At 68.0% G+C, this 13,412-nt stretch carries 10 protein-coding genes; 8 read left to right on the top strand and 2 right to left on the bottom strand.

The annotated features are described in order from the left end of the window. The 3 genes from FFS10_RS23240 to FFS10_RS21170 all read left to right on the top strand — a co-directional run. Nucleotides 1-190: hypothetical protein (locus FFS10_RS23240; protein WP_212744169.1), on the top strand; the 190-nt coding region annotated here is incomplete at its 5' end. Nucleotides 191-317: 127 nt separating this feature from the next. Further along, complete coding sequence (locus tag FFS10_RS21175) at nt 318-2,738, top strand: 2OG-Fe(II) oxygenase (RefSeq protein ID WP_171016108.1); 2,421 nt, start codon at nt 318-320, stop codon at nt 2,736-2,738. Nucleotides 2,739-2,742: 4 nt separating this feature from the next. Then, entirely contained in the window at nt 2,743-5,640 is a 2,898-nt protein-coding gene (locus FFS10_RS21170) for a TOTE conflict system archaeo-eukaryotic primase domain-containing protein (RefSeq protein WP_249931379.1), read from the top strand. Nucleotides 5,641-5,668: 28 nt separating this feature from the next. On the opposite strand, the gene FFS10_RS21165 is transcribed toward FFS10_RS21170, so the two are convergent. Both FFS10_RS21165 and FFS10_RS21160 read right to left on the bottom strand, forming a co-directional pair. Next, nucleotides 5,669-7,021, bottom strand: coding sequence for an AlbA family DNA-binding domain-containing protein (locus FFS10_RS21165; protein ID WP_212744168.1), 1,353 nt, complete (start codon nt 7,019-7,021; stop codon nt 5,669-5,671). Between the two features lie 430 nt (nt 7,022-7,451). Further along, nucleotides 7,452-8,369 (bottom strand): YicC/YloC family endoribonuclease, encoded by a 918-nt coding sequence (locus FFS10_RS21160; RefSeq protein ID WP_137896579.1) that lies wholly within the window; start codon nt 8,367-8,369, stop codon nt 7,452-7,454. A 91-nt stretch (nt 8,370-8,460) separates the two neighbouring features. Here FFS10_RS21160 and FFS10_RS21155 point away from each other — a divergent pair, with 91 nt between their 5' ends. The 5 genes from FFS10_RS21155 to hemW all read left to right on the top strand — a co-directional run bounded on the left by FFS10_RS21155 (nt 8,461) and on the right by hemW (nt 13,382). Then, a complete protein-coding gene (locus FFS10_RS21155; RefSeq protein WP_137896578.1) occupies nt 8,461-9,468 on the top strand; it encodes a serine/threonine protein kinase in 1,008 nt (335 codons plus the stop codon). Next, entirely contained in the window at nt 9,465-10,367 is a 903-nt protein-coding gene (locus FFS10_RS21150; RefSeq protein WP_137896577.1) for a PP2C family protein-serine/threonine phosphatase, read from the top strand. Before FFS10_RS21155 ends, FFS10_RS21150 begins: the two co-directional genes overlap by 4 nt. 289 nt (nt 10,368-10,656) lie before the next feature. Continuing rightward, complete coding sequence (rph, locus tag FFS10_RS21145) at nt 10,657-11,406, top strand: ribonuclease PH (protein WP_137896576.1); 750 nt, start codon at nt 10,657-10,659, stop codon at nt 11,404-11,406. Between the two features lie 162 nt (nt 11,407-11,568). Then, entirely contained in the window at nt 11,569-12,183 is a 615-nt protein-coding gene (gene rdgB, locus FFS10_RS21140) for an RdgB/HAM1 family non-canonical purine NTP pyrophosphatase (RefSeq protein WP_137896575.1), read from the top strand. Further along, on the top strand, nt 12,180-13,382 hold the full coding sequence (gene hemW / locus FFS10_RS21135; protein ID WP_137896574.1) for a radical SAM family heme chaperone HemW: 1,203 nt from the start codon (nt 12,180-12,182) through the stop codon (nt 13,380-13,382). Before rdgB ends, hemW begins: the two co-directional genes overlap by 4 nt. Nucleotides 13,383-13,412: the final 30 nt, after the last annotated feature.

Here is a 13,412-nt window from a genome sequence, read left to right as displayed (position 1 = left end):
GGCTGGGGGCGGTGAAAAGGGGGCGTCATTCGATGTTCTGGACCTGAAGATCGATATCGGCCGCAAGGTCTTGATTCTTATGGATGTTGCACTTCCAGGTAGGTGTCGCACCCCACGATTTACCCCACAGAAGTCCTGGGCTGGTGTGAGTCGCCATGAGGCGATTGCGTGCGATGCAATTTCAACGTAGCTACGGGTCGTCATATTATCAGTCGGGTGTTTGTGATCGCGTTGCGAGCCCGTGGAACCACGCAATTGCGTCGACCAGAAGAAGAATCAATGGATGGCAATGCGCCGGTGTGTCAGACTCGTCGTCCATGACCGACGACGACTTCCCGTACAGCCGCTCGCTTGCCCCATTGGAATCGCTGCTCGCGGGCGTGAAGCGGCCAGGTGACTTCTGCGTGCACGGGGCTCTGGCCTTGCCGATGCCGATGATCCAGGTGGACGGCGTCGGCATGCTGTCATTCCCGCTTCCCCAAGCCCAGATCGCGGCGCTGGTCGATGCCGCCGAGCGCGCACCCTACGGGCGGGGCGAACGGACCGTGGTCGACACATCGGTGCGCCGGGTCTGGCAGATCGACGCGGCGCGGGTGCGGATCAGCGGCAAGAGCTGGGCGCAATCGCTGGGCCGGATCCTCGCCGAGACCGGGCGCGGGCTCGGCTGCGAAGACGCGGCGATTCGGGCCGAGTTGTACAAGCTGTTGGTCTACGACCCGGGCGGCTTCTTTCTGGCGCACCGCGACGGCGAGAAGGCGCCCGGCATGTTCGGCACGCTGCTGCTGCAGCTGCCGTCGCCGCATGCGGGCGGCGAGCTGCGCATCCGCCACGGCAGCCGCGAAACGCGCATCGACCTGTCGGCCACCGACTTCTCCGAACTCGGCTTCGCCGCCTTCTATGCCGATTGCGAACACGAGGTGCGGCCGGTCGAATCCGGGCACCGGGTCTGCCTGGTCTTCAACCTGGTGCGCGGCGCCGCGCGCAAAACACCCCCGGCTCGTGCGCCGAGCTACGAAGCCGAGGTTGCGCAGGCGGCACGGCTGATTGGCGCGGCCTTCGCCGCCGAGGGTGCACCGTGCAAGCTGGCCTGGCTGCTGGCGCACCAGTACAGCCAGGCGGAGCTGGGCTTCGGCGCGCTCAAGGGGGTCGATGCGGCGGTGGCCGGGGTGCTGTGTCGGGCGGCGGATGCGGCGGCGTGCTGTGCGCATCTGGGTGTGGTCCACATCGAGGAGTCCGGGCCGGCGCAGGTGAACTACGCGCCGAGCCGGGGCCGCGGCTATCACGACGACTTCGACGACGAGATCGATGCCGCGGGGGTCGATTACGAGGTCGTCGAAATCTCCGACACCGCCCGGTACATCGATCACTGGGTCGCGGCCGGCGACCAGAGGCCCGCGCTCGGCCGGTTGCCGCTGGGGCACGGCGAGCTGCTGCCCGCGGGCGCGCTGGACGACGAACCGCCGGACGAGGACCGCCTGCTGGAGTCCACCGGCAACGAAGGGGTGAGCTTCGAGCGCGCCTACCGGCGCGCCGCGCTGATCCTGTGGCCGCGGGCGCGGCAGGTCGAGGTGCTGCTGCAAGCCGGTGTGGATGCGGCCCTGCCCCTGCTTGAGGAGGTGCTCGCGGCCGAGGGTGTGAGCGCCGGTGCGCCGGCGCTGGATCTGGCCGAGCGCATCGTGGCCCATTGGTCGCGGCAAAGCACCCCGCGCTACGCCGCCGGGCGGGAAGGGCCGCTGCGTGTCCGCATGCTGCGCTGCCTGGCCCGGTTGGGCACGACGGCGCCGGGCGAACGTTTCCTGCGCGAGGTCGTGGTCGCCGACTACGACGGCAGTGAGAACGCCGCCCTTGCCGAGGCTGCGCCCGCCATGCTCGCGGCGCAGCCCCTCCAGGAACTGTTCGCCGCGTTGGTCGAGTCGTCGTTCCTGCGCTGCCCGCGCGCGCTGTGCGAACTGCTGTTTCTGCTGGAGGCAGGCCACCAAGCGCAGCCCAGCCCGGTCGGCGCGTCGGCGCTGCGCCGCTTTACGGGCGCATTGGTCGACGCGCTGCCGGGGCTCGCGGCCAGACCGGCACGCAGCGACCTTGGCTGGGCGCTGCAATACGACGAAACCGCCGCCGACGCCGCTAGCTGCCACCGCCTGTTGGGGGTGCTGGAACGGCTGGCGAGCGGGGAGCAACACGCGGCAGCAGTCACCACCTTGATCGCGCACCCAAAGGTCTTCGACCCCGGTCGGATTCTGGTTCCCGCGCTGCAAGTCTTGTGCGCCGCGGAAGAGCACGGCGGGATCGAGCGCGATGCGCAGCGGTTGCGGCTGTGGGTCCAATGCTGCACATTCCTGCTCGCGCGCAGCGAAATGCCGCCGGCAGCGCCGCGCGACTGGAGCCAGCCGGCCGAGTTGGCTTGCCGTTGCGAAGATTGCCAGGCGCTGCAGGTCTTCGCGCTGCATCCGCAACTGCGCGAGCAGCGCTTTCGTGTCCGGCAGGACCGGCGCGAGCATCTGCAACGCCAGATCGCGCAGCACGGGCTGGACATGAACCACGTCACCGATCGCCGCGGTTCGCCGCAAACCCTGGTGTGCTGCAAGACGCGCGAGAGCTACCGCCGCCAGTGTCGCCAGCACACCGAGGACATTGCCGCCATGCGCGCGCTGGAGGCGCTGGCCGTCGCAGCGCCGGATGCGCAGGAACGCACTCGGCTCGCGGCAGCGGTGGCGCGCCAGCCGCAGGCGGTGGAGGGCTGACCCCTTGGCCTTAGTTGCAGCAGAAACTCAGCCTGCGCCTTCATCGCGGACCTCGCATAGTCAGCCGATCCAGGTTGACCTGGGTTCGACCGCGCGCGCGAAGGTCGCACTGTTCCGATCGCTCTTTCGTGGCCGAGACGATCTCTATGCGCGTCGCTTCGAGAACACAACGACGGGCAAGTCCGGATACGCGCCCGCCTGCGCCAATGAATGGGTGCGTGGCATCTGCCGCAAGCCCCAGATCAAATGCGCGGATTGCACGCATCGGCAGTTTCTCCCGCTGACCGATCAGGTCGTCTACTGGCACTTGTGCGGTCATGCGTCCGGCGAGCCACCGCATCGCGCCTTCGTCGCAGGCGTCTATCCGCTGCTCGAAGACGAGACCTGTTTTTTTCTTGCTGCCGACTTCGACAAGGCCGGCTGGCAAGACGACGCCGCGGCGTTTGTCCAGGCCTGCCGCCGCCTGCATTTGCCCGTGGCGCTGGAGCGATCACGTTCGGGGCAGGGCGGCCACGTCTGGCTCTTCTTCGAGACTGCCCTGCCGGCGGCAATGGCGCGGCGGCTCGGGTCCCATCTATTGACTGAGGCCATGGAGGTGCGCCCCGACATCGGCCTTGATTCGTACGACCGCCTCTTTCCCAGCCAGGACACGATGCCCCGTGGCGGCTTCGGCAACCTCATCGCCTTGCCATTCCAGAAAGGGCCGCGTGAGCTGGGCAACAGCGTGTTCCTGGACGACGGCTTCATGCCGTGGGCCGACCAGTGGGCGTTTCTCGCCGGCGTGGGCAAGATCGGGCGGGCACAGGTCGAAGGCATCGTCCGCGAAGCCGAGCAACGCGGGCGCATCCTGGGCGTGCGCCTGCCCATGCAGGAGGAAGGCGAAGACGAGCCGTGGACCCTGCCTGCCTCGCGCCGGCGCAAGGAGCCGCCGCTCGCGGGCGAGCTGCCAAAGGTGCTGGAACTGGTTCTCGCCGACCAGATATACATTGCCAAGCAAGGGCTTCCCCCTGGTCTGATGAACCGCCTGATTCGCCTGGCTGCCTTTCAGAACCCCGAGTTCTACCGGGCGCAGTCCATGCGGCTTTCCACCTACGGCAAGCCGCGCCTCATCACCTGCGCCGAGGATCATCCGCAGCACCTAGCGGTGCCGCGCGGTTGCCTGGACGATGTGCGCCGGACCTTGAAGGATCTGGGTGTGCGCGCGACGCTGCGCGACGAGCGCTGCAGCGGCCAGCCCTTGGATCTGCGCTTTCACGGTGAGCTGCGGCCTGAGCAGATGGCGGCCGCACAGGCGCTGCTGGCCCATGAGACCGGTGTGCTCGCCGCCACGACCGCCTTCGGCAAGACCGTGGTCGCTGCCTGGCTCATCGCGCAGCGCGGCGTGAGCACGTTGGTGCTGGTGCACCGGCGGCAACTGCTCGACCAATGGGTCGAGCGGCTGTCGGCATTCCTCGGCCTGCCGGCGAGCGCGATCGGCCGCATCGGTGGCGGAAGACGACGGCCGAATGGGCGAATCGACGCCGCCCTCATTCAGAGCCTGGTCAAGAAGGGCGTGGTTGCCGACCAGGTCGCCGACTATGGGCAGCTGATCGTCGACGAGTGCCATCATTTGCCGGCACACAGCTTCGAGCAGGTGGCCCGTCGGACCAAGGCGCGGTTCGTTGTCGGGCTGTCTGCGACCGTGGAACGCAAGAACGGCCACCATCCCATCCTCTTCATGCAGTGCGGGCCGGTGCGCCACCGTGTGAGCGCGAAGGCGCAAGCAGTGGCACGGCCGTTCGAGCACCGGGTTCTCGTGCAGCCGACTGCTTTCCAGTCGGGCAGGAGCGCCGAACCGGACGCGCGGGTCGAGTTCCAGGCGTTGTATCGGGAGTTGGTCGATGACGAGCTGCGCAACCGCCGCATCTGCGAAGACGTGGCCGAGTGCGTGCAGAGCGGCCGCTCGCCGCTCGTGCTCACGGAGCGAACAGATCATCTTGAGCGCCTCGCGCAGCAGCTGGCCGCCGATGTGCGTCATCTTGTCGTCCTGCGCGCGGGAGTGGGCAAGAAGCAGCAGCGGGCCGTTGCTGAGCAGCTCGCCGCCATTCCGCGCGATGAGGCGCGCGTCATCCTTGCCACTGGCCGGCATGTCGGAGAGGGCTTCGACGATCCGCGCCTGGATACGCTGTTTCTGACGCTTCCTGTGTCGTGGCGCGGCACCATCGCCCAGTACGCGGGCCGGCTGCACCGTCTGTGCGAAGGCAAGCGCGAGGTGCGCGTCTATGACTACGCCGACCTCGAAGTGCAGATGCTTGCGCGGATGTTCGAGCGGCGCTGCCGCGGCTATGAGGCGCTCGGCTACGCGATCGTGCTGCCGGCGAGCGCCATTCCCGGTTGGCCGCAGGACGTGCCCCTGCCCGCTGAATCTGCATGGAAGCGCGACTATTCAGGCAGTGTGCGCAGGCTGGTCGCGGACGGCGTGGACACGTTGCAGGCGAGCCTCTTCGTCCACGTCGCCCGGCCACTGGCGTCCGACGCCGAGGGCGCGGACCGGGCGCGCAGCGCGACCGAAGCCTTCCTGTACCGCCGCCTGGAGACCTTGCCGCAAACGCGGGGACGCTTCCGGCTCAACGCCGTGCTGCCGATTGCTTTCGATGGCCTGGGGCAACTGGAAGTCGATCTCCTGTGCGACGACACTCCCGACACCCGAATCGCCGTGGAACTCGACGGCGACCAGCATCTTGCCGATCCGGCCGCCTACCGCCGCGACCGCCGCAAGGACCTGCTGTTGCAAGAAAACGGCTACCTCGTGCTGCGCTTTCTTGCCCAGGACGTGGGCAAGGAGCTGGACCGGGTGCTGGACACCATTCTGAGAGCGCTCGCTCGGGGGGCCAGACTCCGGTCAACCAGCGGCACGAGCTGACCGCGAATCGGCGAGGAGGTCGCCGATGTCATTCCTGCGTTGCCTTGAAGTAGCGCCGCTTTGGGTCCTGTGGGCTGGAGCCGATCTCGCGGACCAGCCCACGCTCCACCAAGCTGGCAAGGCGTGTGCGTGCTGCGCGTGGAGTGCGTGCGATCCGCTCCGCGATCTCGTTGGTGGACAGTCCGCCGCCGTCCGAGAGTGCATCGAGGATCGCCTGATTGATGCCGTCCGGCGGCGGTGCCTGCCCCCGTGTGGTATGGAGCGTGACCCGGAAGCGGGTGCCGATCTCTTCCAGAGCGGGTGCCGGCAAGCCGGCGTCCCGGCAGGCCGCGCTCATGCGCTGGATGCCGCTGCCCCATTGTTCGATCAGGCCGAGTTCCTGGAAAACGCGGCCCATGACGCGGTTGCGCAACTTGGAGACGCCCCGCCGCAAGTCTTCCACCGTCAGGCCAGGCGGCAGCAGGCCGGGGTTCTCGATCTCCACGCGATCGTCGAAGATGGCCACCCGGATCGGCGCGCCGCGCTGCGCATAGTCCGCGTGCACCACGGAGTTGACGATGGCCTCGCGCAGTGCCACGGGCGGCAGGCTCCAGGTGTCCGTGCGGCGCACTGCGCCGATATCGAAGCCATGCAGGCCATGTTTTCGCACAAACTCGATGGCGGCCTGAATGACCTTGGGCAACGGGCCGTGCAGCGCAGCCGAATCGACGATGCGCGTCTTGTCAGTGCCGGCAAATCGCCCCGCCTGGATCCAGGCGTCGGGAAAGTGGGCTTGTGTTTCGTGCCCGAACAGCAGAACGCCACCGACGGAGGGAACCTTGCGACCCTGGTGCGGCACCAGCAGGCGCAGCGTCTCCAGGTCGGCCTTCTTCAGCTTGCGCACCGGCGCGAAGCACTCTGAAGCGGCTCTGAAGTCCAGCGCTTCAGAGTCGAGACCCGGCATGGCCTGCTCGTCGAACGACTTGCCCAGGCTCGCCCGTCGCAACTCGGCCACCAGCTCATCGTCAGCGCGCCGGTTGGTGGAACCGACCCGGACGTAGACACCAGCCTCGATGCCGGCCGCCTTGAGATAGTGGGGCCGGCCGGGGCTGGGATACACCTGTACGGCAAGCACGTTCGTGCTGCGCCAGGGCAGAACTTCAATATCCGGCACCAGGCGCGGCGCGATGCCGTCGGTGAGCACGCTCGCGAGACGCTCCTCCAGCGACAGCGGATCGGCAATGCCGCGCACATGGCGCGTGCCGTCCTCGACGCCGATCAGGACTATGCCGCCCGCCGTGTTGGCGAAGGCCACAACGGTGCGCAGCACACCCGCCGCCGACGAGAGATCACGCTTGAATTCGAGCGTCTTGCCCTCGGGCCGCTTCAGCAACTCGGTCAAGTTCATAGCTCTGAAGTGTACTCTGAAGCCCGTTTGCCAGTGGTACTTCAGAGTTGTTGCCGATGCCGCGATCCGGCGCGGGGCCGCGTCACAATGGCTTACTTGCTACATGTGGACGGGACGAAAGTCAGGCCATCGCCCACCCCTCGATCAACCGGCCCGGCGTTGAGCCAAGCCCTCAAAGTCTTGTCGGTAGCATTCTTCACAAACCCAGTCACGGCGCGGCCTCCAGAGGAATCTGTGGGGTAAAAAATCGGGAGATCGCTGGAAAACGCCCTTGCGGACATTTACCCCACGATTTACCCCACAAATCACCCCATTACTGAACATGCGCTACGTTGAGACTGCTTGCTACCCCTTGAGACGACTTCCCATTAAAAATCAACGACTTAGATGAGGGTTTGGGGATGGTAAGAGACCCCAGGAACCCTTACTCTATGTTCTGCACCTGTTCGCGCATCTGCTCGATCAGCACCTTCATGTCGACCGAGATGCGGGTCAGCTCCAGCGCGGCCGACTTCGAGCCCAGGGTGTTGGCCTCGCGATGCAGCTCCTGGATCAGGAAATCCAGGCGCTTGCCGATCTCGCCGCCCTTCTTGATCAAACGCTCGATCTCGTCGAGGTGGGAGGCCAGGCGGGTGAGCTCCTCGGCCACGTCGATGCGGATCGCGAAGGCGGTGGCCTCGCTCAGGGCGCGCTCCTGGGCGGCCTCGGGCGCCGTGCCGCCCTCGCCCAGGGCCAGAGCCTCGGTCCAGCGCTCCAGGAAACGGCTGCGCTGCTGCGCCACCAGCTGCGGCACCAGGGGCTGGGCCTGCCCGGCCAGGCTGCGCAGCTGGGCCAGGCGGTCCAGCAGCATGGCGGCCAGGCGCGCGCCCTCGCGCTCGCGTGCCTGGCGCAGCGCCGCGACGGCCTCGGCCGCCAGCGGCAGCAGGGCCGGCTCGAGCTCGGCCGCGCCGGGCTGGTCGCTGGCGCCCAGGCGCAGCACGTCGGCCACGCTGAGCGGGCGGGCCTCGGGCAGCCAGGCACGCACGCTGTCCTGCAGGGCGCCCAGGCGCTGCAGCAGGCGCAGCGAAGGCTCGGCCAGCTGGCCGGCGTCGCCGCTGTCGACCGAGGCGCGCAGCTCGACCTTGCCGCGCTTGAGCTGCTGGGTCAGCAGCTCGCGCAGGGCGGGTTCCTGCTGGCGCAATTCGTCGGGCAGGCGCAGCGTGAGGTCCAGGAAGCGGCTGTTGACGGCGCGGATTTCCAGGCCAAGGCGGCTGCCCTGCGCGGGCCGCGCCCCGCCCTCGCCACTGCTGCCGGAGGCGCTGTGCTGGACGCTGGCGTAGCCGGTCATGCTGTAAACTGCCATGGAGGTTTCCTGCTGTTGCTTGACTGTGGAAGAAGGACCGGATCGATGACGGGGATCAGGCAGGCGGCCCACGCTGAATCCATCCCAAATTATGTCAAAGGTCAAACCCGCCCCCTTGCCGCCCGACACCGTGATCGGCGGCTACCGTGTGGTACGCAAGCTGTCTGCGGGCGGTTTCGGGGTGGTCTACCTGGCCGTTGACGACCAGGGCCAGCAGGTCGCGATCAAGGAATACCTGCCGGCCTCGCTGGCCGCGCGCGTGCCGGGCGAGCTATGCCCCAAGGTGGCGACCGAGAAGCTGTCGCTCTACCGCCTGGGGCTCAAGAGCTTCTTCGAGGAGGGCCGTTCGCTGGCCCAGATCTCGCACCCCTCGGTGGTCAGCGTGCTCAATTTCTTCCGCGAGAACGAGACCGTCTACATGGTCATGAACTACCTGGAGGGTGCGACCCTGCAGGACTTCATCATCACCGCGCGCGACCTCAAGCGCGAGAAGGTGTTCCGCGAATCCACGATACGCTCGCTGTTCGACGAGATCCTGCGCGGCCTGCGCATCGTGCACCAGCACAAGATGCTTCACCTGGACATCAAGCCGGCCAACGTGTTCATCACCGAAGACAACAAGGCCGTGATGATCGACTTCGGCGCCGCGCGCGAGGTGCTGAACAAGGAGGGCAACTTCATCCGCCCGATGTACACGCCCGGCTTCGCGGCGCCCGAGATGTACCGCCGCGACTCGTCGATGGGCCCCTGGACCGACATCTACGCCATCGGCTCCTGCATCTATGCCTGCATGCAGGGCTTCCCGCCCAACGACGCGCCGCAGCGCCTGGAGAAGGACCGGCTCTCGCTGGCACTGTCGCGCCTGCGCGGTGTCTACTCGGACAACCTGATCGAGGTGGTCGAGTGGTGCATGTCGCTAGACCCCCTGTCGCGCCCGCAATCCGTGTTCGCGCTGCAAAAGGAGCTGGGCAACGAGGGCGAGCGCAGCTACACCAAGCTCAGCGTGTCGGAGAAGGTCAAGCTGCAGTTCGACAACCTGGTCACCGAGACGCGCAAGAACGTGGGCCGCTCGATCTCCCGCGAGACCAAGCTCAAATGAAATTCTCGGTGTTCCAGGTCAGCCGCAAGGGCGGCCGCGAGAAGAACGAGGACCGCATGGGCTATTGCTACACGCGGGATTCGGCGCTGTTCGTGCTGGCCGACGGCATGGGCGGTCATCCCGATGGTGAACTGGCGGCCCAACTGGCCCTGCAGACCGTCTCGGCCCTGTTCCAGCGCGAGGCGCGGCCCACGCTGAGCGACGTCGCCGGCTTCCTGTCGTCCAGCCTGCTGGCGGCGCACCAGCAGATCATCCGGCACGCGGCCGACCGCGGCATGCTCGACACGCCGCGCACCACCCTGGTCGCCGCCATCGTCCAGGACGGCATCGCCATCTGGGCGCACTGCGGCGATTCGCGCCTGTACGTGGTGCGCGACGGCGAGCTGCTGGTGCGCACGCGCGACCATTCCTACCTCGAGCACATGGCCCGTGCCGGCGCGCGCGTGCAGCCCATGAACCGCAACATCCTGTTCACCTGCCTGGGCTCGCCCACGCGACCGGTGTTCGACATCAGCCCGCCGCTGAGCCTGCAGCAGGGCGACAAGCTGCTGCTGTGCTCGGATGGCCTGTGGGGCAGCGTGGAGGACCCGGCCATCGTGCGGCAGCTCGCCCAGGGGCCGGTATCGTTGGCGGTGCCCGAGCTGGTCGAGCAGGCATTGCGCGAGGGCGGCGCGCGCGGCGACAACGTGACCGTGATCGCCATGGAGTGGGAGACGCCCGACGTCTTCGAGTCCACGCGCGGCATTTCCACCGACAGCATCAGCGAGGGGGGCTTTGCCTCCACCATACAGGCCGGCGTGCAGGACGCGCCGGCCGAGGACCTCGACGACGCGGCGATCGAGCGTTCCATCGCCGAAATCAACGCCGCGATCCGGCGTTCGGCCGATCGCAAGGCCTAGGGCCTGTTCACACTATTTTTGCGAGATGCGTTGCGGATCAAAAAGGCCATGCGCAAGGCGCGAAACGCAGCCGGGGTCGGGCCCCGGCGATGTTTCGCAACGCGGCGCATGGTCTTTTTGGCCGCAACCCGAAGGGAACGGGGCTGAAAAAGCGCCACTCGTCGTTGCACTCCTAGCCCAGGCGGCCAGCCTGGGCGTCGTCGCGCGCCTAGATTGGCGCTTTTTCAGCCTCGTTCGCACTCGCAAAAATAGTGTGAACAGGCCCTAGATTTTTCAGCAGGATTCCAGCATGACAGACACTACCGGCGCCCCCGCGCCGCTGCGCAGCGAGCGCGCCAACGACGAGCTGCGCCCCGTGCGCATCACGCGCGGCTACACCATCCACGCCGAGGGCTCGGTGCTGATCGAGTTCGGCAACACCCGCGTGCTGTGCACCGCCTCGGTGGAGGACAAGGTGCCGCCGCACAAGAAGGGCAGCGGCGAGGGCTGGGTCACGGCCGAGTACGGCATGCTGCCGCGCGCCACCCACACGCGTGGCGACCGCGAGGCCGCGCGCGGCAAGCAAAGCGGGCGCACCCAGGAGATCCAGCGCCTGATCGGCCGCTCGCTGCGCGCGGTGTTCGACCTGAAAAAGCTCGGCGAGCGCACCATACACCTCGATTGCGACGTGCTGCAGGCCGACGGCGGCACGCGCACGGCCAGCATCACCGGCGCCTTCGTCGCTGCGCAGGACGCGGTCGAATGGCTGATCGACCAGGGCAGGCTGCAGGCCTCGCCCATCACCGACCACGTGGCGGCGATCTCGGTCGGCCTGCACCAGGGCCAGCCGCTGCTGGACCTGGACTATGCGGAAGACTCCTCCTGCGACACCGACATGAACGTGGTGATGACCGGCGCCGGCAACTTCGTCGAGGTGCAGGGCACGGCCGAGGGCGCGGCCTTCTCGCGCCGCGACATGGACGCGCTGCTGGCGCTGGCCGAGAAGGGCATCGGCGAGCTGGTGGCACTGCAGCAGCAGGCCCTGGTGGCCAGTACATGAAAATTGTGCCCCCACGCTCCACCGCTGCGCGGGTCGCTGCCCCCCGAGGGGGCGCTTTTCATCTTGGGGCGGCCCGGCGATGAAAATGGTGCCCCCACGCTCCACCGCTCCGCGGGTCGCTGCCCCCCGAGGGGACGCTTTTCATCTTGGGGCGGCCCGGCGATGAAAAAGATCGTCCTCGCCTCCAACAACCGCGGCAAGCTGGCCGAGCTGCAGGCCATGCTGGCGCCGCTGCAGGTCGAGCTGGTGCGCCAGGCCGAGCTCGGCATCCCCGAGGCCGAGGAGCCGCACCGCACCTTCGTCGAGAACGCGCTGGCCAAGGCCAGGCACGCGGCGGGCCTGAGCGGCCTGCCCGCGCTGGCCGACGACGCCGGCCTGTGCGTGGACGCCTTCGGCGGCCTGCCGGGCGTGGACACGGCCTTCTACGCCACGCAGTTCGGCTACGAGAAGGGCGACGACAACAACGTGCGCGCCCTGCTCGAGCAGATGCGGGGCGTGGACAAGCGCCGCGCCGCCATGGTCAGCACCCTGGTGGCGGTGCGCAGCGCCGACGACCCCGAGCCGCTGATCGCGGTCGGGCGCGTGGTCGGCGAGATCGCGCGCCAGCCCGTGGGCGAGCATGGCTTCGGCTTCGACCCCGTGATGTACATCCCGGACTTCGGCTGCACCTTCGCCCAGTTGCCCCCCGAGGTCAAGAACGCCCACAGCCACCGCGGCAAGGCCGCGCGCGCCATGATGGAGCTGATGCGCGAGCGCTGGCTCCAGATATTTCCATGACCCAGGACATCGCGCACTACATGCGGCCCGGCACGCTGCAGCTGGCGGCACTGCCGCCGCTGTCGCTCTACGTGCACCTGCCCTGGTGCCTCAAGAAATGCCCCTACTGCGACTTCAACTCGCACGAGTGGCGCGAGGCCGCGGGGGCGGGCGAATTGCCCGAGCAGCGCTACCTGGACGCGCTGCGGGCCGACCTCGAGGCCAGCCTGCCGCTGGTCTGGGGTCGCCGGGTGCACAGCATCTTCCTCGGCGGCGGCACGCCCAGCCTGTTCTCGCCCCAGGCCATAGACCGGCTGCTGGGCGAGATCCGCGCGCGCCTGCCGCTGGAGCCCGATTGCGAGATCACGCTCGAGGCCAACCCCGGCACCTTCGAGAAGGACCGTTTCCGCGCCTTCCGCGCGGCCGGCGTGACGCGGCTGTCGGTGGGCGTGCAGAGCTTCCATGACGCCCACCTCAAGGCGCTGGGGCGGGTGCATGACCGCGCACAGGCGCTGGCGGCCGTGGAGGAGGCGGCTTCGGCCTTCGACACCTTCAACCTGGACCTGATGTACGCGCTGCCGGGCCAGAGCATGGCCCAGTTGGAGGACGACCTGCGCACCGCGCTGGCGCTGTCGCCGCCGCACATCTCGATCTACCACCTGACCATCGAGCCCAACACCGTGTTCGCCAAGTTCCCTCCGGCCGTGCCCGAGGACGACCTGGCCTACGCCATGCTCGACCGCATCACCGAGCTGACCGGCGTGGCCGGCCTCGAGCGCTACGAGGTCTCGGCCTACGCCCGGCCGGGCCACCGCTGCTGGCACAACCTGAACTACTGGCAGTTCGGCGACTACCTGGGCATAGGCGCGGGCGCCCACAGCAAGCTCAGCTTCGCCCACCGCGTGGTGCGCCAGGTGCGCTATCGCGAGCCCCGGCTGTACATGGACAAGGCCCTGGCCGGGCAGCCGGTCGCGCAGGACGACGAAGTGGCGCGCAAGGACCTGCCGTTCGAGTACATGCTGAACGCGCTGCGCATCCAGGAGGGCTTTGCGCTGCAGGACTTCAGTGCGCGCACCGGGCTGCCGCTGAGCGCGATCCAGCCGGGCCTGGACGAGGCCGAGCGCAAGGGGCTGATAGCGCGCGACGCCGCGCGCGTGAAGCCGACGCAGCGCGGCTTCGACTTCCTGAGCGACCTGCAGGCGCTCTTTCTGCGGGATTGAGGGCGGGCGGGATGGGGATGCTGGCGGAAG

Source organism: Ramlibacter sp. 2FC, from assembly GCF_005503345.1.
Lineage (GTDB): Bacteria > Pseudomonadota > Gammaproteobacteria > Burkholderiales > Burkholderiaceae_C > SCMQ01.
This window is presented reverse-complemented; position numbering and strand designations above follow the sequence as displayed.

Excerpts from the sequence above, each read along its gene's own strand:
- FFS10_RS21150 (WP_137896577.1), top strand. The coding sequence starts at position 9,465 with ATGAAATTCTCGGTGTTCCAGGTCAGCCGCAAGGGCGGCCGCGAGAAG.
- rph (WP_137896576.1), top strand. The coding sequence starts at position 10,657 with ATGACAGACACTACCGGCGCCCCCGCGCCGCTGCGCAGCGAGCGCGCC.
- hemW (WP_137896574.1), top strand. The coding sequence starts at position 12,180 with ATGACCCAGGACATCGCGCACTACATGCGGCCCGGCACGCTGCAGCTG.
- FFS10_RS21175 (WP_171016108.1), top strand. The coding sequence starts at position 318 with ATGACCGACGACGACTTCCCGTACAGCCGCTCGCTTGCCCCATTGGAA.
- FFS10_RS21160 (WP_137896579.1), bottom strand. The coding sequence starts at position 8,369 with ATGGCAGTTTACAGCATGACCGGCTACGCCAGCGTCCAGCACAGCGCC.
- rdgB (WP_137896575.1), top strand. The coding sequence starts at position 11,569 with ATGAAAAAGATCGTCCTCGCCTCCAACAACCGCGGCAAGCTGGCCGAG.
- FFS10_RS21155 (WP_137896578.1), top strand. The coding sequence starts at position 8,461 with ATGTCAAAGGTCAAACCCGCCCCCTTGCCGCCCGACACCGTGATCGGC.